The sequence below is a fragment of the Mucilaginibacter rubeus genome (genome assembly GCF_014643835.1).
Classification (GTDB): Bacteria; Bacteroidota; Bacteroidia; order Sphingobacteriales; family Sphingobacteriaceae; genus Mucilaginibacter; species Mucilaginibacter rubeus.
Map to the genome: position 1 here is coordinate 68565 of NZ_BMKD01000003.1, position 20452 is coordinate 89016.

The 20452-nt window shown below is 43.4% G+C and carries 13 protein-coding genes; 10 read left to right on the plus strand and 3 right to left on the minus strand.

The features are described 5' to 3' along the window. The first annotated feature begins 51 nt into the window (after positions 1 to 51). The 5 genes from nuoL (at position 52) to IEX80_RS10840 (ending at position 8614) form a co-directional block, all read left to right on the plus strand. Complete coding sequence (nuoL, locus tag IEX80_RS10820) at positions 52 to 2112, plus strand: NADH-quinone oxidoreductase subunit L (RefSeq protein WP_229701597.1); 2061 nt, start codon at positions 52 to 54, stop codon at positions 2110 to 2112. A gap of 5 nt (positions 2113 to 2117) precedes the next feature. Continuing rightward, positions 2118 to 3722, plus strand: coding sequence for a complex I subunit 4 family protein (locus IEX80_RS10825; RefSeq protein WP_188832893.1), 1605 nt, complete (start codon positions 2118 to 2120; stop codon positions 3720 to 3722). 7 nt (positions 3723 to 3729) lie between these two features. Further along, positions 3730 to 5709, plus strand: coding sequence for a mucoidy inhibitor MuiA family protein (locus tag IEX80_RS10830; RefSeq protein WP_188832894.1), 1980 nt, complete (start codon positions 3730 to 3732; stop codon positions 5707 to 5709). A 7-nt stretch (positions 5710 to 5716) separates the two neighbouring features. Further along, positions 5717 to 7210 (plus strand): NADH-quinone oxidoreductase subunit N, encoded by a 1494-nt coding sequence (locus IEX80_RS10835; protein WP_090531897.1) that lies wholly within the window; start codon positions 5717 to 5719, stop codon positions 7208 to 7210. 96 nt (positions 7211 to 7306) lie between these two features. Further along, on the plus strand, positions 7307 to 8614 hold the full coding sequence (locus IEX80_RS10840; protein ID WP_090532068.1) for an ammonium transporter: 1308 nt from the start codon (positions 7307 to 7309) through the stop codon (positions 8612 to 8614). A gap of 170 nt (positions 8615 to 8784) precedes the next feature. On the opposite strand, the gene IEX80_RS10845 is transcribed toward IEX80_RS10840, so the two are convergent. Together IEX80_RS10845 and IEX80_RS10850 are read right to left on the minus strand one after the other, a co-directional pair. Next, positions 8785 to 9309: a dihydrofolate reductase family protein gene (locus IEX80_RS10845; protein WP_188832895.1), complete on the minus strand. Its 525-nt coding sequence runs from the start codon at positions 9307 to 9309 to the stop codon at positions 8785 to 8787. Between the two features lie 305 nt (positions 9310 to 9614). Beyond that, the gene (locus IEX80_RS10850; protein ID WP_188832896.1) at positions 9615 to 11624 is read right to left on the minus strand and encodes a KUP/HAK/KT family potassium transporter; all 2010 of its coding nucleotides are present in this window, start codon (positions 11622 to 11624) and stop codon (positions 9615 to 9617) included. A gap of 314 nt (positions 11625 to 11938) precedes the next feature. Between IEX80_RS10850 and IEX80_RS10855 the strand changes: the two genes are divergently transcribed. The 3 genes from IEX80_RS10855 to IEX80_RS10865 all read left to right on the plus strand — a co-directional run bounded on the left by IEX80_RS10855 (position 11939) and on the right by IEX80_RS10865 (position 16731). Continuing rightward, a complete protein-coding gene (locus IEX80_RS10855; RefSeq protein ID WP_188832897.1) occupies positions 11939 to 12547 on the plus strand; it encodes an alpha-ketoglutarate-dependent dioxygenase AlkB family protein in 609 nt (202 codons plus the stop codon). 123 nt (positions 12548 to 12670) lie between these two features. After that, positions 12671 to 14650 carry an amidohydrolase family protein gene (locus IEX80_RS10860; protein ID WP_188832898.1) on the plus strand — a complete coding sequence of 660 codons (1980 nt, stop codon included), beginning with the start codon at positions 12671 to 12673 and terminating at the stop codon, positions 14648 to 14650. 173 nt (positions 14651 to 14823) lie between these two features. Beyond that, positions 14824 to 16731 (plus strand): amidophosphoribosyltransferase, encoded by a 1908-nt coding sequence (locus IEX80_RS10865; protein ID WP_176622594.1) that lies wholly within the window; start codon positions 14824 to 14826, stop codon positions 16729 to 16731. A 592-nt stretch (positions 16732 to 17323) separates the two neighbouring features. Here IEX80_RS10865 and IEX80_RS10870 read toward each other — a convergent pair. Beyond that, positions 17324 to 17980 (minus strand): LysE family translocator, encoded by a 657-nt coding sequence (locus IEX80_RS10870; protein ID WP_090531882.1) that lies wholly within the window; start codon positions 17978 to 17980, stop codon positions 17324 to 17326. Between the two features lie 167 nt (positions 17981 to 18147). Here IEX80_RS10870 and IEX80_RS10875 point away from each other — a divergent pair, with 167 nt between their 5' ends. Both IEX80_RS10875 and IEX80_RS10880 read left to right on the plus strand, forming a co-directional pair. Beyond that, entirely contained in the window at positions 18148 to 19782 is a 1635-nt protein-coding gene (locus tag IEX80_RS10875) for an MFS transporter (protein ID WP_090531880.1), read from the plus strand. A 109-nt stretch (positions 19783 to 19891) separates the two neighbouring features. Then, positions 19892 to 20347 (plus strand): deoxycytidylate deaminase, encoded by a 456-nt coding sequence (locus IEX80_RS10880; protein WP_112654786.1) that lies wholly within the window; start codon positions 19892 to 19894, stop codon positions 20345 to 20347. Positions 20348 to 20452 lie beyond the last annotated feature (105 nt).

The following is a 20452-nucleotide window of genomic DNA, read 5'->3' on the forward strand; positions in this document are numbered from 1 at the left end:
TACATTCGGAGACGCAATTATGCGTCTCTACAGAGAAGATAAAAAAACTAATTGGGCACCGCGCTTTTACATACCGATCCAACCATCATCAGCTACACCATTGCAGCTGTGGCTTTGCCGCTGTTTGCTGCTTTGATCAATTTTTGCCTGCCTGTAAAAAGTAAGGCAGCTGGCTGGATCTCAACCCTGACTATTTTGGTTGGTTGTGTATTATCGGCTATGGTATTTGCAGCGGTTTGGAACCGGCAACCTTTGCATACACAAACACTTTGGTTTACCATTGGTAACACCAAAGTTTTCGCGGGGATCTTGCTTAATAACCTCTCGGCGATGATGTTGCTGCTGGTATCGCTGATTGCCTTGCCGGTACATATCTACTCTACGGCATACATGAAGCACGACGACAGGTACAGTCGCTATTTTACCTACCTCAGTTTCTTTTGTTTCAGTATGCTTGGTTTGGTTGTGGTAGATAGCCTGGTGTTGTTTTATGCTTTCTGGGAGTTGGTGGGCTTTTCGTCATACCTGCTTATCGGTTTTTGGTTTACCAGGGATAAAGCCGTACAGGCCAATAAAAAAGCCTTTATCATGAACCGTATCGGAGACATCGGTTTGCTAAGTGCTATCATTATCCTATTTGCCCAGTTCCATACGTTCGATATTGCTACGCTTTTCATTAATGATAACCTGGTATTTAAATCGGCTATTCATGATGGTTTGTGGATCTCTGCCTCAGGGCAGATTCCTGCTGTATGGCAATACGTGGCCTGCATTGGTGTATTTATGGCTGTTGCGGTCAAATCGGCACAATTCCCGTTGCATACCTGGCTACCTGATGCCATGGAAGGGCCGACGTCAGTTTCGGCGCTGATCCACGCGGCTACTATGGTTGCTGCCGGGGTGTTTTTACTGGGCAGGGTTTATCCCTTGTTTACTGATAGTGAGTTAACTGTTTTGGCTGTTATTGGTTGCTTTACCGCTTTCATGGCCGCCACTATCGCGCTTACGCAAAACGATTTGAAACGGGTGCTTGCTTACTCAACCATATCGCAACTGGGTTATATGATCCTTGCGATGGGGGTTGGAGCTTATGGCTCTTCTTTATTCCATTTAGCCACGCATGCTTTCTTTAAATGTTTACTGTTTTTGGTGGCCGGCGTGGTGATCCACGAAATGCAGCATATCAGGGAGGAAAATGATCTGGATATCGACCCGCAAAATATTCAGTACATGGGTGGCTTGCGTAAAAAGCTGCCATTAACTTTTATTGTTGCTATTGTTGGTTCTCTGGCGCTTATCGGTATTCCGCTTACTTCAGGCTATCTGTCAAAAGATGGCATCCTGATCCAGGCTTTTGAATGGAGCGAGGGAAGGAGCGCATGGCTTAAACTGATCCCGGCAGGTGCATTATTTACCAGTTGGCTTACTGCCTTTTACGTATCAAGGTTAATAGTGAAAGTATTTTTCGGAGAGTTTCGCTTGTTGAAACATCACCCTGACATTAAACTACATATCAGCGATGGAGGTTGGCAATATCGTGTGCCATTGATCCTGCTGGCGGTTTGCAGTTTGTTCCCCTTATTTTCGCTTAATCCTTTCTTTTATGAAAAAGCGTGGCTATTCGAAAGCTTAAAACCTGCCGAATTTATGGCCCGCGAAAATATCTACCATACCATTATTCCGATAGGGGTGAATATTTTAAGCGTTTTTGTAATGTACGCGGCCTATGCTATCTACGTAAAAAGAAATACGTTCTCGTTTCCGCAAACTGGCTTCTTTTACCGCTTATCCTATAATCAATGGTATCTGGATAAGATCTATAAAAAAGTAATCGTAAAACCTATACTTGGCCTGGGTAAAACCTGCTTCTGGTTCGACAGGAATATTATTGACGGACTCATCCATTCAATTGAACGGCTGAGCAGGAAGGTGGCAGACCTTACCGCCTGGTGCGATAAATATATTGTCGACGGATTTTTGCATTTAATGGCTGCATTAGTGCAAAGTATTGGCAATTTTGCACGTAAGTTTCAAAACGGCAAGGTGCAGTATTACCTGTATAGTATGCTGCTCATTGTGTTGGTACTCTTTATTTTAAAAATACTGATCTGAATTTAATGAACCTACTAACCCTACTCATATTTATACCTGTACTGTTTGCGTTGGTGATCGTATTGCTGCCATCGTCGGTTCGGGGGAGTTTTAAATATATTACCCTGCTGGCTACGCTTTTGCAGCTGGGTATCAGCATCGCGATCTACCTTAACTTTAAAACAGGTGCGGCAACGGCAGGTATTAACCATGAAGACCAGTTTCAGTTTGTACAGAAACTGCCATGGATTGCCCTTAACCTGGGCAGCATGGGCAAAATGCAGATAGATTATTTTGTAGGGATAGATGGCATTTCGGTAACCCTATTGGTAATGTCGGCACTGGTGATGGTGGTTGCTACGCTGGCCTCCTGGGAAATCAAGAGCAATCTCAAAGGTTTCTTCCTTTTGTTTTTACTGTTGGATATGGCCGTGATGGGTGTATTCTGCGCGCTGGATTTCTTCCTGTTTTACCTGTTTTATGAGCTCATGTTGCTGCCCCTTTATTTCCTGATTGGGATGTGGGGCGGTGTGCGCCGGGAATATGCGGCTATCAAGTTTTTCCTGTATACCCTGTTTGGTTCGGTGTTTATGCTGCTGGTGATGGTTGGTTTATACCTTTCGGTAAACGATCCCGCAACCGGAAGCCATACCTTCAATATTATCCAGATGATGAACCCGGCTAACTATGCCCAGGGTTCGGTATTTTCAGTGGCGGCACATCAAACTATATTGGGGATGCCTGCGCGTACGGTTGGTTTTGTGGTATTGTTTATTGCATTTGCCATCAAAGTGCCGGTTGTGCCTTTACATACTTGGTTGCCCGATGCGCACGTTGAAGCGCCTACACCGGTATCTATCATTCTTGCTGGGGTGTTGCTTAAAATTGGTGGCTATGGCATTATTCGTATCTGCCTCGGGATTTTCCCGGAGATAGCTTCTTCCGGAGCTTTTTGGCTCGGTTTAATAGGCGTTGTTTCGATATTATATGGCGCCTGCAACGCCCTGGCCCAGCGCGATCTGAAGCGGATGATCGCTTACTCATCGGTATCGCACATGGGTTTTGTGTTACTGGGCATTGCCTCGCAAACTGCCGAAGGTGTAAGCGGTGCGGTAATGCAGATGATAAGCCATGGCTTTTTATCATCAATGCTGTTCTTTTTGGTGGGCGTGGTTTATAACCGCGTGCACGACAGGGATATTTATCATTTCCGCGGGTTGGGCACTCAGATGCCTCAATATACAGCCTTTGTTATGGTGGCTTTCTTTGCCTCACTGGGGCTGCCGGGCTTTTCGGCATTTGTGGCCGAAGCATTTACACTGGCGGGTACATTTAAATCGCCCACGGTTAACGGTTTGCTGCCATACTGGATGGCTGTTTGCGGTTCGGTAGGGATCCTGTTGGGAGCGGCTTATTTCCTGTGGACGCTGCAGCGCATGTTCTTCGGAAAAGTATCACTTAAAGGCGGCGAGGTTTGGAAAATAGCACTTACCGATGTAAGCATCCGCGAAAAGCTGGCGCTGATACCACTTGCCGCTGCAGCATTGGCTTTAGGTTTGATGCCGTCGTTGGTGTTTGGAAAAATCAATGATTCGGTATTGGCATTGATACAGTTTTTACAGGCTAAATAAAAAAATAGTGTTTCAACATAAATTCATTTATGGAAAAGTGCATACACCTGCATCTTTTATTTACGCTGCCCCCGGCAACCCGGGCATAAGCGAAATAACAGATGGTATGTATTTAACCGAAGGAATTATGTTTAAAAAATTATCTATCGCAGCAGCATTGCTTTTTATCGCTGCAGCAACAAGGGCCGATGAAGGCCAGAAGGTAGCCTCAAAAGTTCAGAAAGTAACCGTGTTTTTGAACGGGGCGCAGGTAAGTCGTACAGCGTTAGTCAATATCAGCCCCGGCACATCAACGCTGGTGTTTGAAAACCTGTCGCCTGGAATTGATGTGCAGAGTATCCAGGTAAATGCAGGCGGCGATTTTACCATTCTTTCGGTTAATCACGAACTTGATTTTGCCGATAATGACATCAGGCAAAAAAACATACAGGCTATTGAGGCGAAGGTAAAACTGGTAAGAAACAAAATAGCCTTGCAAAATAACATGCTCTCTATTTACCAGGAAGAAGCTAATACACTGGCTAAAAACCCGGTGAGCAACGGTACTAATGTTGCGCTGGATCCGATCAGGCTGAAACAGACACTCGACTTTCAGACAGCTCGCTTAAACGAGATCAAAAAGAATCAGCAAGCCGTAAATGATCAGATAGATTTGTTTAACGACGAGCTGGAAGATTATAACAAACAAATTGCAGAGATAAACAAAGCAGGTGTTAAAACAACCAGTAATGTTTTGGTCACCGTATCGGCAAAAGTTGCGTTGCAGGCAAATTTTACTTTAAGTTATCTGGTGCGAAACGCCAACTGGTTCCCTACCTACGATATCCGTGCTAAAAATGTGAACAGTCCAATAACTATCGTTTACAAAGCCAACGTGTCGCAAAAAACGGGTGAGGACTGGAAAAGCGCTAAGCTTACCTTATCAACCGGTAACCCAAGCGTAAATGGGGCGAAGCCCGAGCTTACGCCTACCTATCTTAACTTCGGTATGTACTATTCAGGTACTGGTGTTCCAATAACTAAAGTAATGGGTAGAATAGTGAGCAGGGATGATAACAGCTCCATCCCTGGTGTAAGCATCAGGGTAAAAGGTACATCAATAGGGGCCGTAAGTGATGCCGGTGGAAATTACAGCATCCAGATCCCTAACGCCAATGCTGTGCTTACTTATAGTTTTATTGGATATGAAACATTAGAAAGGCAGGCCAATGCGCCAATGATCAACGTGGCGCTAAATCCGTCTTCACGACAGCTTAACGAGGTGGTTGTTGCAGGTTATGGCACGGAATATAAAAGGGATTTGACCGGTGCTGTTGCGAGAATACAAGATAAAAATATAATTAACACGGTTCCTATCGAAGTAAAAAAAGAAGAGAACCAAACCAATATTGAGTTTAACATCGCTAACCCTTATACGGTACCAAGTGATGGCAAACAGTATGCGGTTGAAATTAGCCAATATAATATTGATGCTACTTATCAATATTACGTGGCGCCAAAATTGAGTACCGATGTATTCCTCACCGCGCAGCTTACCAACTGGAATAAATACAGTTTTCTTTCGGGCGAGGCCAACCTGTTTTTTGAAGGAACATACATTGGCAAGTCGCTGATTAATACCGATGCTACTACCGATACACTGAACCTATCGTTAGGTACCGATAAAAATATTGTTGTTACCCGTACGCTGGAGAAAGGTTTGGCCATGCGCCAGTCATCAGGTTCAAACCAAAAGGAAACCCGTAACTGGCTTATCGACGTAAAAAACAGGAAAAGCCAGTCGGTTAATTTATTGGTTGAAGACCAGGTACCTGTTTCGCAAAATAAAGATATCGAAGTAGAGGCGCAGGAAACATCAGGCGCAAAACCTGATGCAACAACAGGTAGGGTTTCATGGAATTTCATGTTAAATTCGCTCGATGAAAAGAAGGTGAAACTAAAATACCAGGTTAAATACCCCAAAAATCAATCAGTAATAGTACAATAAAATATAAATGCACGATCTGCTTCCCCATATATCAGTTCAGTTAACCAATGTTTTTGGCAGCATACCCTATTTTATGCCCGAAATTTATTTAACCGGGCTGTTTTTGGTAGTGCTGATAACCGACCTGATATTTGGGCGCAGATCTGTAAAGCTTTGTAAAATAGTAGCCTGCGCCGGCTTGCTGCTGGTGTTGTTTAAAGACCTGCAGCAGGTAGCCCTGATCCTTGACGGCGATCATGTTATCTTCGGCAGTATGTTACTGCTGCGCCGGTCGGCGGTATTTTTCAAGATCATTATCGATCTGCTTTCATTCATTCTCCTATTAAATTTTACCTGGGATGACAAGCTGAAGGTGCATCCAAAAGGCTTATCAGACCTGTATACCATTTCCATAGCATCTATTTTAGGTCTGCATTTAATGGCTATGGCTATTAACCTGCTCTCGGTTTATCTTGCCATCGAGATGGTATCCATAGCATCATACCTGATGGTGGCTTACCGGTCTGAAACTGCTTTAAGTACCGAAGCCGGTTTAAAGTACGTGCTTTTTGGCGCGGCATCATCGGCTGTTATGCTATACGGGATCTCGTTATTGTACGGCTTCAGCGGCTCGCTGGATCTGCCGGGTATTGTAGCCCAGTTGCCTAATGTAAACCCGGTGAGCGCTTCATTTGCTTTAGTACTGGTGCTGATTGGCATAGGGTTTAAATTATCATTTATGCCAATGCATTTTTGGGTACCCGATGTTTACCAGGGGGCGCCCACGCCGGTTACCGCATATCTTTCAACCGTACCTAAAATAGCAGCTTTTGCGCTGCTTGTAAATGTGATGCCTTTGTTCCTGTTTTCGGCGGATTGGAAGGGGATTGATTTTGGGATAGTTTTATCGGCCATTGGTATTATCACCATGATAGCCGGAAATTTTGCTGCCGTTTTGCAAAGCAATGTAAAAAGGATGCTGGCTTATTCAAGCATTGGCCACACCGGTTTTGCTTTAATGGCAGTAGTTACGTTCAATTTACAGGGCTTATCATCATTAACCTATTACCTGGCCGTTTACGCGTTAGCCAATATCGGGGCGCTGACACTGGCATCGTACTTCAGCAATATTGTGGACGCTGAAGAGGTGGAAGCTTACAAGGGGCAGGGCTTAAAATACCCTGTAGCCTCGGTTTGTTTTGTAATTATCCTTATTTCTTTAACGGGGATCCCGGTTACTGCGGGGTTTACGGGTAAACTGTTTGTGTTTTCGGCGGCTTACAGCGCCTATGAGCAAACACACAGTACCTGGCTGTTGTCGCTGATGATAACGGGCGCCATAACCACGGTAGTATCGTTGTTTTATTACCTTAAAATTCCTTTGTATTTATTTCTGAAAAGGACAGAAAATGCTGAAGTTGCCAGTGAAAGATCTTATAATTTACTTGTTTTAGCTATTGTTATTAGTTTTCTGCTCGTTTTATTGGGGATTTTCCCGAATTCTATCCTGAAATATCTGTAGTTGTTGTTTTTTTTCAACAAAAGCCAATTATTTTCTTTTGTTTTTAGAAAAAATCATACCTTTCGTGCTGATTTAAAACATATTTTTTCTGAATACATGAAGAGGTATTTCCCTTTTTTCCTGATCTTAATTATACTTTCACTTACTTTCATTTTTCCGTCCGTTGATTTTAAGAATTCCGGTCATCCCAATTTTAATACGGGCGATATAGCCTGGATGCTAATGTCGACGGCGCTGGTTTTGATCATGACACCCGGTCTCGCGTTTTTTTACGGTGGAATGGTTAATAAGAAAAATGTGATCTCCACCATGCTGCAAAGCATCATTTGTATGGTGATCATTACAGTAATGTGGGGCATCTTTGGATTTAGCTTAGCCTTCGGCGATAGCTTTTATGGCCTTATCGGTAACCCCGGAACTTATTTCATGATGAAAGGCATGTTAGGTAACGCCACCTGGAAAGCCGCGCCAACCATTCCTTTACTGCTTTTCGCTATGTACCAGTTAAAATTCGCCATTATTACCCCGGCGCTTATCACCGGTGCATTTGCCGAGCGTATCCGTTTTAACTCGTACATTATTTTCCTGGTACTGTTTTCTATTTTCATATTCTCGCCGCTTGCGCATTGCACCTGGCACCCGGATGGCATATTAGCCAAATTTGGTGTGCTTGACTTTGCAGGCGGTACGGTAGTGCACATGTCGGCCGGATGGGCTGCCCTGGCATCGGCTTTATATTTAAAACGCCGTAATGAGGCTAATCATTCTCCTGCGCGGATTACCTACGTAATGATAGGTACGGGCTTGTTGTGGTTTGGTTGGTTTGGTTTCAATGCCGGTTCGGCTTTTGGCGCAAACGCTTTGGCGGTTACCGCTTTGGCTACCAGTACAACTGCTTCGGCTGCTGCCGGTGTTACCTGGATCTTTTTTGATATGCTGCTTGGCCGCAAGCCATCTGCAATGGGTACCTGTATTGGCGCTGTTGTTGGTTTGGTGGCTATTACACCTGCCGCCGGCTTTGTATCGGTGCCGCACTCGCTGGCTATCGGTATCATATCGGCTGTGGTGAGTAACCTGGTTGTGGAATGGCGTACCCGTACTTCTATTGATGACACGCTTGATGTATTCCCTTGTCACGGCGTTGGCGGTATGGTGGGGATGCTGTTAACCGGCGTATTTGCCAGTCAGCATGTAAATGCTAATAATACAACAGGCAACGGTTTGTTTTTTGGCGAAACACACCTGTTCCTCGTACAGTTGGTAGCATTGGTGTGCGTATCGATATTCGCATTCTTTGGTTCATTATTATTGTTAAAGATCACCGACATGATCTCGCCATTAAGGGTATCGGCCGAAGAAGAAGAACAAGGTCTTGATATCAGCCAGCACGGCGAAAAATTATAATTACGTATTTCCAACCAATCCAATAAATCTAATGAAATTCCCGGCCGCAAGGCCGGGTTTTTTGTTTTAAGGGGTAATTGAAAATATTAACGCGGGTTCAAGCGTGACGCCATTAGAAAAAAAACTCTCAAATCTCCTCTTAAGAAGGGCGGGGAGGGGAGAGTCTTTTTTTACGCCCTGGTATAATAAAGCAAAGCCGCACCACAGGCAAATGGTTTACAATCCACCAATTTTAACTCTAAATCATTTTTTAAAGGGTTAAAGGTTTTTTGTCCGTTACCGATCTCAGCAGGGTTTACAAGCAAATAAAACTCATCAACCAAATCATGTTGAATTAAGGATGATACAAACGAATCTCCTCCATAAACAAGGATATCTTTACCATTTTTCTTTTTCAATGTTTCTATCGCCTCCTTTATGTCGCCGCTTATAATTGTTGTATTGTCCCATGGGCTTACTTTGAGGGTGTTTGAAAAAACAGCATTTGGAATATCCGCGAAATGCCTTCCAAGCTTGTATTCAGCGTCATTAGGGTTGTTTGCTATTGCTGTCCAATAGGGAATAAAACCTTCAGCTGTTTTTCGTCCATGTAAAATACAGTCCACATTCTTAAGATTATCGATACTGAAATCAGACATTCCGCTGTCCCATTTATTGTTGAGTGCAAGGTTCATTTGTAATTTTAACTTTCTCATGCCGATCCGTTTTAGGGTAAATTGATATTACAAAGTTACAGGCCCTGCGGCTGCAGAATAAGGCATGATCACGACATTATACCGTTATGATTGCGACATTTTAGAAGTATTCGTCCCGCGTTCGTTTGCAACGAGAGCTTAACCTGAATTAGCGTTTATACGCGATGAGCGATGCGATTGCCCGGCCGGAATAAGCACTCGTTGAAAATAAGCGCAAAAGGGAGAAAAATAAAGCCCCTCTTTGCAAAGCAAAGAGGGGCAACACATGTAGTTAGGTAGTGGAAGTTAATACATAATGGTTAGCCCTACGCAAAAACTTTCTTACCCATACCTTCAACCGCTTTATGCGTAACCGGGTCAACCCTTTTTATGTGGATATTATTAACCGGTTTTACCACCAGCGGAATCTTTTCAATGCGTGTTTCACTGGTATCAAGCCCAAAAGCCTTAGCTTCTGACTGGGCCAGTTTTTTAATGGCAAAATAGCTGTTGAGGATAAAGCTCTCCGATACATTGAACACGTTATTATACGACAGGAATTTCTCCATGATCACAAACCTGAAATCGGCAGCCATATTGTGTTGTTTTAATGATGGGTAATTGCTGGAGATATCAATCTCGCCACGTTCAACCATATCTTCAACTACTTTACGGAACAATACGTTTACCCGCGGCTGGATCCTGAAGCCCAAACGGAATTCTACGCGGATGACTTTGCCCGGCTCAATCTGGTCAACACTGTACTCCATAGTGTATGGCTCGTCGGTGCGTTCAATGTGCACAAACCAATAGGTGTCGGCACGTTTAGGACGGCGGCTCATGATGGAGTAGATGATCTTTTCTTCAATTTGTTTGCCATTATTGGCTTTGGTAAGATAGATCAGGTGCGTAGCGTATTTGTTTATGGTAGTATCATTGCTCAGTGCGTTTAGTAAAGGCAGTTTCTCCTTGATATCGGTAAAATGAAGGAAGCGGTTATTGATTTTACGGGCCTTAAACCAGGTGTACATCGTAAAGATCAGGCCAACTTCAAATCCCACAAAAAACAAACGTTTTAGTATTTTAACCGCGTTAGCTACAAAAAAGGAGAATTCAACGGTTACAAATAAGCACAGGATAATGGTAACCAGCCATACAGGCCAGTGCTTTACATAGCGCATAAAGTAATACATTAAAATGGTAGTGCTAAGCATAGCAATGGTGATGCTGAATCCGTAAGCAGCCGTCATTGCGCTTGAGGTGCGGAAATAGAGCGATACCAAGATACAACCGATACACAGTATCCAGTTAATGCTTGGAATATAGATCTGCCCGCGGATATTTGACGGGTATTTGATGGTGATCCTCGGCCAAAAGTTCATGCTTACCGCCTCGCTGATAAGCGTAAAGGAGCCGCTGATTAAAGCCTGACTGGCAATAATGGTTGCCAGTGTAGCCAAAGCTATCGCAGGTAGCAGGAAGAAATGAGGAACGATTTCGAAGAACGGGTTAACGCCGGTAAAGTTCTTATCCGGAGCTTGCGACAGCACCCAGGCGCCCTGCCCCAGGTAGTTTAATATCAGGGTTGTTTTCACAAAGATCCAGCTTACCTGGATATTGCGCCTGCCGCAATGGCCCAGGTCGGAGTATAGGGCTTCCGCGCCCGTGGTACATAAAAATACCGCGCCTAACAACCAGAAACCTTTAGGATGGTCCATCAGTAAATGGGCGCCATAATAAGGGTTAAGAGCTTTAAAAATAGAGGGGAAATGCGCTACCTGTATAGTGCCTAATACACCCAGCATGATAAACCACATCAGCATAACCGGCCCGAATGCGGAACCGACCACCTTGGTGCCAAACTGCTGAAAAAAGAACAGCAATAAAATGATGCTAATTACAATAATGAGGATCAGGTTATTGCCAGGGACAATAACAGTTGAAAATGCCGGTACTAAATTTAGGCCCTCAATGGCCGAGGTCACAGAGATGGGCGGGGTAATGATACCATCGGCAAGCAAAGTACCTGCGCCAATTATAGCAGGAATAGCCAGCCATTTACCGTAACGCCTTACCAGAGCATATAATGAAAAAATACCGCCTTCGCCTTTGTTATCAGCCTGCAGCGTGATAACGATATACTTGAATGTGGTTTGCAAAGTGAGTGTCCAGAAGATACAGGAAATGGAGCCTAATACCAGCGCGGGGTTCACCTTACCGCCTTCAACCAACAGGGTTTGAAAAACATACAGGGGAGAAGTACCGATATCGCCAAAAATAATACCGAGGGTAACGATCATACCCGCGAAAGTGAGTTGCTTAACGTGCGAATTCATGAAGTGTATAAATTGTTAGGGGAAAAAGAGGGGATGATACCAGCTGCAATGAAGAAACTTATTGTCCGTTTTGTAAATTTTGCTGCAGCAGCGATAAACAATGCCATCGTAAATTTATTTTGTATTGTGAAGCCGCATGGCCAATAAGCATGCCATAGCGTTTTTGTTTTATTTAGAGGCTTGTGTTATAGGAGTTTATCAAAATGAGAAAGATTTTCTCAATATGAGGAAAAGCTATCAAAATGATAGGTTTTATCATTTTGATAACAGGATGGCCGATCGTGTTTATGGTATGTATTTACAGATATTTGAACATGGATCTATTCAATAATGACCAGCTGAACCTGTTTGGCGCACCAAAAAACTTGTTGCCTTTTGATGGAGAGGTATTGCTTTATCCCCATTTTTATAAGGAAGATGTATTTACGCGGCTGGTTGAGGAAACCCCATGGAAGCAGGATAAAATGAAAATCTATGGCAGGGAAGTGAACTTCCCCCGGCTTACGGCCTGGTATGGCGAAAGCGATGAAGTGTATGTATACTCCGGAGTAGTAAATGTTCCGGTTAAGTTTAGTCCGCTGTTGTTGGATATTAAGCAGGCGGCGGAGCAGCAGTGCGGTCACCGGTTTAATACAGCGCTGCTTAATTATTACCGTGACGGTTGCGATAGTATGGGCTGGCATAGTGATGATGAAAGCGAGCTTGGCGGTAACCCTGTCATCGCTTCGGTATCATTTGGTGCTTCGCGGGTTTTCCAGTTTAAGCATAAGCGGCAAAAGAATGCTAAAGTATCTGTCGTACTTAACAACGGCGATCTGCTGATCATGCAGGGGCAAACGCAGCATCACTGGCTTCACCAGGTACCCAAAACAAGCAGGATGCAGGGGGCAAGGATTAATATAACGTTCAGAAGAATTGGATAAAGATTTTGCTTTTATGATATAGTTGATCCGAAAGTGGCAGGCGCAATTAAGCGTCCCTGCACAAAAAAACTGTTTTGTAACATCCCAAACAAACCCCTATCTTACATTAACATTACTGACCTTATGAAAACACCTTTATTATTATTTGCCGCCTTTTCGGCCTTAATAACAAACGCCAACGCGCAAACCGATTTGCCAACTGATAGCGGTACCTTTTTTCTGCATAAGTTTGAGCAGCACATTGGTAAGGAAACCTATTACGTACACAAGTATAAAGATGCCGTTCATTATAATATCAATTTTAAGTTTGTTGACCGTGGTTCGCCGGTGCCGCTTACTGCCGAGTTGAAGGTGAATCCCGTAGCCGATCCGCTGGAATTGACCATAAAAGGCAATACTTCAAGGTTTTCGACCATTGATGATAAAATAACCATTCGCGGAGGTGAGGCTGCAATCAGGGTTAACGATTCATCATATACACAAAAAGTACTGCCGCTCAGCTTCCCGGTAGCTGGCTATTCGCCGGGCACTGTGCAGCAGGTTCTCATCCAATATTGGAATAAACATAAACAACCTGCAAGCATCCATACACTGCCATTTGGCGCGGTACAAATCAAAAAAGCAGGTATTGATCAGCTTACGTTTAACGGTAAACCGCTTACACTTAACCGGCTCACCATAAGCGGACTGGTTTGGGGTAACGAACTGGTTTGGACTGATAATGAGGGTAAACTCATATGCCTGATCACTAATGACGCCGAAGGTGACAAACTGGAAATGATGCGGGTACCTTACGAAGAACTGTTACCACAGCTCATCAGTAAGGCGGCTACCTACGGTATGGAACTATTTGCGAAAGCGGCCGCACCAACAGGTAAAGCAGATAAGATAATAGCTATTACCGGCGGAAACCTGGTTGACGTAAATACCGGTATAAGCACACCTAATGCTGTTGTGTTGATTGAAAATGGCATTATCAAACAAACGGGTAAGATTGGTGAGGTTAAAATACCGGCAGGGGCTAAGCTCATCGATGCCAAAGGAAAATCTATTTTACCTGGCCTGTGGGATATGCACTCGCACTTTGAGCAGGCCGAGTGGGGGCCGGCCTATCTTGCAGCAGGTGTAACTACCGTGCGCGATTGTGGTAACGAATTTGGTTACATCAACGCTATAAAAGCCGCTATTGATGGCGGCAAGGGTGTGGGGCCCAATATTATTAAAGCCGGCATTATTGACGGCAAAGGGCCTTATGCATTGGGGATTATCCAGGCTGATACTAAAGAAGAGGCTATAAAGGCAGTAGACCGTTATAAAGAAAATGGCTTTCAGCAGATCAAGATCTATAGTTCGGTTAAACCGGCTATAGTTAAAGTTATTTGTGATGAGGCACACCGGTTGGGTTTAACCGTAACAGGCCATATCCCGCAGGGCATGACCCTTCAGCAAGGCGTTGATTCGGGGATGAATATGGTTAACCACGTACAGTATGTGTATTCCATCATGAAACGGGATAAGGACAGGTCGGTTATTTTCGATGATTCGGTAAGTATTGCGGCTATTAAGTTTATAAAAGACCATCATGTGGTAATTGATCCCACAGTAGGTGTTTTCGAGCTCGCCTTCCGTAATGTTAAGGATGATATAACCAAACTGGAGCCTAATTATTATACACTGCCGCTGCCGCTTCAGGCACTGTTTAAAAACATGGGCGAAGAACCGGAGAAGGCCGCTAAGCTGAAACCCTTGTATGAAAGCATGAAGAAAACCGTTAAGGTATTGCATGATGCCGGAGTTACTATTGTTGCAGGCACAGATATGGGGTTCCCCGGCTATAGTCTTGACCGCGAACTTGAATTATATGTTGAAGCCGGTCTTACCCCGGCGCAGGCTATCAAAACAGCAACGATAACACCGGCAATGGTAATGGGGCTTGATAAAACAACAGGTTCGGTTGAAGTGGGAAAGCAAGCCGACCTTGTTATTATCGATGGTGATCCGCTGCGTAATATCAGGGAGATCAGGAAAGTATCGGTAGTAATAAAAGAAGGCCGGATCTATGACCCGGTTAAGCTGCACCAGATGGTTGGGTTTAAGAAATAGGCGTGTGGTTTATTGGGTTGATTAGGTTAATGGTTGGTTTTCAGTGTGATAACTACTCATTAAATCAACCATTCACCAAATCAACCTGGCAATCAATAAACTACTAATTTATGACAATAGATTTTACCGATACTTCATTTTAAAATGATACCTTTGCAGCCTCATTCCGAATCATGAGCGATCAGATTAAACATGAATGCGGTGTGGCATTTATCCGCTTACTAAAGCCACTATCTTATTATCAGAAAAAGTACGGAACTGCACTGTACGGCCTGAACAAACTTTATCTCTTAATGGAAAAACAACACAACCGCGGCCAGGATGGCGCAGGTGTTGCTACCATTAAACTGGATATTGAACCGGGCAAAAGATACATCAGCCGTCACCGCTCAATGGCCTCAAATGCCGTTGCCGATATTTTTGAATATATCCAAAAGAAATTTGCGGAAATTCAAAAAGAAACCCCGGAAAAGATGGCTGATGCTGAATGGCTTAAAGAACATGTTAGCTTTACCGGCGAGGTTTTGTTAGGGCACCTGCGTTATGGTACCCATGGCAAAAACAGCATTGAAAGCTGCCACCCGTTTTTAAGGCAAAACAACTGGATGACCCGTAACCTGGTTATTGCCGGTAATTTTAACATGACCAATGTTGATGAATTACTGCAACAACTGTATGCATTAGGCCAGCATCCAAAAGAAAAGGCCGACACGGTTACTGTGCTCGAAAAAATAGGCCACTTCATCGATACCGAAAACCAGGGCTTGTTTGATCAGTACAAGCGCGAAGGATTGGACGACAACAGGGAGATCAGTAAGCTTATCGCTAATGATATGGATGTTGCCAAGATCCTCCGTAAATCTGCAAAGAACTGGGATGGCGGCTATACTATTGCCGGGATCCTTGGCCATGGAGATGCCTTTGTAATGCGTGATCCGGTGGGGATTCGCCCGGCATTTTATTATTATAATGATGAGATCGTTGTTGCGGCATCTGAACGCCCTGCTATCCAAACGGCATTTAACGTGCCGATGGAGGAGATTAGGGAAATCCGCCCGGGCCATGCGTTGATCGTTAAAAAGAATGGTAAGATAACTGAGGATATGTTCAGCGAGCCAAAAGAAAAGAAAGCCTGCTCTTTTGAGCGGATCTACTTTTCGCGCGGCAGCGACTCGGCCATTTACCGTGAGCGTAAGCAATTAGGTCGCCTGCTTTGCCCGCAGATATTGGATTTTGTTAATCATGATATTAAAAACACGGTATTCTCCTACATACCAAACACCGCCGAAGTTGCCTTTTATGGTATGGTTGAGGGCATGCACAAGTATGTAAAGAAATATCAGCACGAAAAACTGCTTGAGCTTGGAAGCGACATTACCGAAGAAAAGCTTACCGAAATATTACAGGTAGCCCCAAGGGTTGAAAAGATAGCCATTAAGGATGTTAAACTGCGTACTTTCATCACCCAGGACGCGGATCGCAGCGAAATGGTGGCCCACGTATACGATACTACTTACGGATTGATCAAAAAAGGCACCGATACCTTAGTGGTATTGGATGACTCTATAGTTCGTGGTACTACGCTGAAACAAAGTATCCTGAAAATCCTTGACAGGCTTGGCCCTAAAAAAGTAGTTGTGGTTTCGTCTGCTCCGCAGATCCGTTACCCCGATTGTTATGGGATCGACATGTCACGTATGGGTGAATTTGTGGCATTTGAAGCAGCAATCAGTTTGTTAAAAGAGATGGGCAGGGAAGATGTGATCCTGGATGTTTATCAAAAATGTAAAGACAGCCAGAAACTGCCGAAGGAGGAAGTTGAAAATTATGTGAAAGAGATTTATGCCTTGTTTACCGATCAGCAGATCTCTGACCGTATTGCGCAGATCATCACACCTAAAAATGTGAATTGCGAGGTACAGGTAATTTATCAAACATTAGATAACCTGCACATCGCTTGTCCTGATAACCTTGGTGATTGGTATTTCAGTGGTGATTACCCAACCCCGGGTGGTAACAAGGTTGTTAACCGCGCCTTTGTTAACTGGATGGAAGGTAAAAACCAAAGAGCTTATATGTAATGCCCCCTAACCCCCTAAAGGGGGAATGATATACGAGGCGATGAGTTTTTCATCGCCTTTTTTGTTTTAAAAGAAAATCATTGTTTAGACAATGACAAGAAATATGTCACAGCGCACGTAGTGACAATACCAACAACCACGAAAGTTTTATTTTATGAGTGAAAGGATAATCGATACTTGCATAATCAAAGTCATTGCATAAACAAGCTTTAAAAAAAAGAAGGAGAATACTTTTAGGCCGGTAGAAATAAAGTTTTCGTTTTGCGGTGTTGTTATCCTGTGTATTCTTTTGACCGCAAAATAAGTAAACCAGAAATAAGTGAACAGGGGAAATAATGAAAAGAAAATAAGCCCTGAAAAAGTACGCATTGGCATTAGGAATGGGAGGTTGAAAAAATGTAGTAAAATCAATAATATAGTGCATATAAGAAATAGCTTGAATTGTTTTGCATTTACCCATTCGGTTTTATTCAGTTTTGAATAAACAACTAAGTCAACCGCAATAAAAAGAAGTATATAAATGATTTCCTGGAACATGACAATAAGGTTTATGGTTTAAAGTAAATGTAGCGAATACTGATAGAAAAGTTTCCTATGATCCTGCCGGTGCCGCAAATACAAAATGTGTAACCAGCTTATCAATCAGCACCAATGAGGCGATAATGAGCGCGATACCAGCAACCTCATTTAAACGGTGGATAAATTTAACCGAAATACGTGCCCGGAGTTTATTAGCATAAAAAGCTTTGAGGGTATCCATACCAAACTGGATGATGAGTATGGTAAGGAACATAACGGCTATATGAAAGGATCTGTGCGGGGTGCCCACCAAGAATGTGGTACTGGCCGCACCGATCACTACCGTCCAGTGGAAGAGGAGGGTAGGGTTAAAAATGCACATCAGGAAACCTTTAAGTACGTAACCAAAGCGGTCGGCACCTGATGGGACTTTGTTTTCATAATTGATCTCGCTTTTTTTGAACATGTAATATAGGCCAAGCGCGAATAATATGGCGCTGCCTACAACGCCTGCTATAACTTTGGTATGGTCAGATACATCGATATATTGCGAACCAAACAGGATTGCTCCTACAAAAACCACATCGCTGCAAACCACACCAAGGGCAAGCGAAACACCGGCATGAAACCCTTTTTCGATACTGGTTTTAATGAGCGCAAAAAAAACCGGGCCGGTAATAAATGTAAGCACTAATCCAAACCCGATACCCGAAACAATGGCTTTTATCATTAAGTTAAGCTTTGTTCTTTTTTGAACATTGCGAATATGCAATTTTATCTCATAAACAACGAAAGTTAAAATTGTGATTTAATTTATTTAAAAAAGACCAGAGAGTTTTACCAAAATTGAATTATGTTTAGAAATTCAAAAATCAAATCTGTACAACCTATTTTAAAATGGAACAAAACAATGCTAAGAACTACGGTACAGCCCTGTATACGCTGATTACCGTGTTTTTCTTTTGGGGCTTTTTAGCCGCCTCCAACGGTATTTTCATACCTTTCTGTAAAGAGCACTTTCACCTTACCCAGTTCGAATCACAACTTATCGACTTTACATTTTACGGTGGATATTTTATCGGTTCATTGATACTTTATTTTGCATCACAAGCCAGTAAAGTTGATATTATGAACAAGTTAGGTTACAAAAATGGTATCATTTTAGGCCTCGTTGTTTCGGCAGTTGGTGCATTGGCTATGATCCCTGCTGTAGCTTCGGGCGCGTTTGGTTTCATTTTGGCTGTATTCTTTATTATAGCTGTTGGTTTTTCGTTACAGCAAACAGCTGCAAACCCATTTGTTGTTGCATTAGGCCCCCCTGAAACCGGTTCAAATCGTTTAAACTTTGCAGGCAGTATCAACAACATAGGCGCTTTATTAGGCCCGGTAGTAGTAAGTGTGGTATTATTTGGTTCGGCAACCGCAAAAACTGCCGCTGCTGATGTTAAAATATCATCAATCAATAATCTCTATTACCTGTTAGCTGGCTTGTTCATTGCTGTTGCTTTGTTCTTTTGGTTTTCGAACCTGCCAAAGGTTACCAGCGATGAAAAGATCGAATCAAGCTCAAAAGCAAATACCCCATTGCTGGTGATGTTTGTAGCGTTTTGTTTGATACTTGCAGCCGACCCTATCAGCAAGGCTATAGGCATACCGAGCCAATATTTTGTATATGCGTCGTTAGCTATAATCGTATTTACACTGATAGGTACCATTTTCGCCGCTAAAAAGAGTAAAGAAGGCTGGGGTGCCATGCAATACCCGCAGTTAATATTGGGTATGCTGGCTATATTTACTTACGTAGGTACGGAGGTTACTATTCAAAGTAATATGGGTTCATTATTAAAGACTCCGGAATTTGGTTCTTTTGCTGAGTCAGACATTGCTCCATATATCTCATTATACTGGGGTAGTTTGATGATCGGGCGTTTTGCCGGATCTATCGACGCGTTCAATCTTTCAAAATCGGTTAAATACGTTTTATATATTTTAATCCCGTTCCTCGCATTCGGCATAGTGCTGCTGGTAAATGTTTTCTCAGGCGCTAACGTAAGCCACTTGTACGCTTATGCAATTTGCGTGGCCATCCTGATCGTTGCTTTCTTTATCGGTCAGCAAAAACCAACCCGTACCTTATCTGTACTTGGTTTGCTGGGCGTAGCGTTTATGCTTATCGGTTTATTTACTACAGGTAAGGTGGCTACCTTTGCTTTTATCAGCGGTGGTTTATGCTGCTCTATCATGTGGCCATCAATCTTCTCATTAGCTATTACAGGTTTGGGTAAATACACCAGCCAGGGCTCGGCATTTTTGATCATGATGATCTTAGGGGGCTCTATCATCCCGCCGCTGCAAGGTAAAATTGCCGACGGGGCAGGGAATGTTGTACCGGGGATGAGCGGTATTCACTTCTCGTACATCGTGCCTGTAATTGGTTTCGCATACCTTGCTTATTTTGCATGGAAAGTTAGCCACGAACTCCGTCATCAGGGTATCGACCTTGACCACGTTGAAGTTAAAGGCGGACATTAATCTTTTTAGAGATTAGAGGTTGGAGATTAGAGGTTAGGCCTTTAATTTTCAACCTCTTTCTTTTTATAATAATTTTAACTAATCTCAAATCTCTAACCTCCGATCACCGATGACAAAACCCAGCTTCGATCAGATTTTTATGAACCTGGCCACTGATCTGGCCGAGCGGTCGCATTGTGTTAAGGCGCATGTGGGAGCGGTTTTAACGCGTGATACGCGGATTATTTCCATAGGCTATAACGGTCCGCCGGCTGGAACACATAATTGTGATGTGGAATGGCCCGAAACAGGTTGTGCGCGCGATTCAAAAGGCAGCTGTTCACTTGCCCTGCATGCCGAAGAAAACGCGATACTTTATGCGGTAAAAAATGGGGCGCGACTTGAAGGCGCTACGTTGTATACCACGCTGTCGCCATGTTTGCCTTGCGCAAGGCTCATCTATTCGGCCGGGATCACCCAGGTTTATTATGATAAATCATATGCCGAATATAAAGGCTTAGCAAGCGATGAGGGAGTGGATTTTTTAAACAGGTTTGGGGTGAAAGCGGAGAAGTTTAACCGTTGATTTTTTGATTACGTTGATTTCGCTGATTAAATCTTATACATAAAATAGAAAAGCGCTATCGGGACTCTCCAATAGCGCTTTTTTTGTATCTGAAAGGAAAGCTAA

Excerpts from the sequence above, each read along its gene's own strand:
- IEX80_RS10825 (WP_188832893.1), top strand. The coding sequence starts at position 2,118 with ATGAACCTACTAACCCTACTCATATTTATACCTGTACTGTTTGCGTTG.
- IEX80_RS10865 (WP_176622594.1), top strand. The coding sequence starts at position 14,824 with ATGAGCGATCAGATTAAACATGAATGCGGTGTGGCATTTATCCGCTTA.
- IEX80_RS10855 (WP_188832897.1), top strand. The coding sequence starts at position 11,939 with ATGGATCTATTCAATAATGACCAGCTGAACCTGTTTGGCGCACCAAAA.
- IEX80_RS10850 (WP_188832896.1), bottom strand. The coding sequence starts at position 11,624 with ATGAATTCGCACGTTAAGCAACTCACTTTCGCGGGTATGATCGTTACC.
- IEX80_RS10870 (WP_090531882.1), bottom strand. The coding sequence starts at position 17,980 with ATGATAAAAGCCATTGTTTCGGGTATCGGGTTTGGATTAGTGCTTACA.
- IEX80_RS10875 (WP_090531880.1), top strand. The coding sequence starts at position 18,148 with ATGGAACAAAACAATGCTAAGAACTACGGTACAGCCCTGTATACGCTG.
- IEX80_RS10860 (WP_188832898.1), top strand. The coding sequence starts at position 12,671 with ATGAAAACACCTTTATTATTATTTGCCGCCTTTTCGGCCTTAATAACA.
- IEX80_RS10880 (WP_112654786.1), top strand. The coding sequence starts at position 19,892 with ATGACAAAACCCAGCTTCGATCAGATTTTTATGAACCTGGCCACTGAT.
- IEX80_RS10840 (WP_090532068.1), top strand. The coding sequence starts at position 7,307 with ATGAAGAGGTATTTCCCTTTTTTCCTGATCTTAATTATACTTTCACTT.
- IEX80_RS10845 (WP_188832895.1), bottom strand. The coding sequence starts at position 9,309 with ATGAGAAAGTTAAAATTACAAATGAACCTTGCACTCAACAATAAATGG.
- IEX80_RS10835 (WP_090531897.1), top strand. The coding sequence starts at position 5,717 with ATGCACGATCTGCTTCCCCATATATCAGTTCAGTTAACCAATGTTTTT.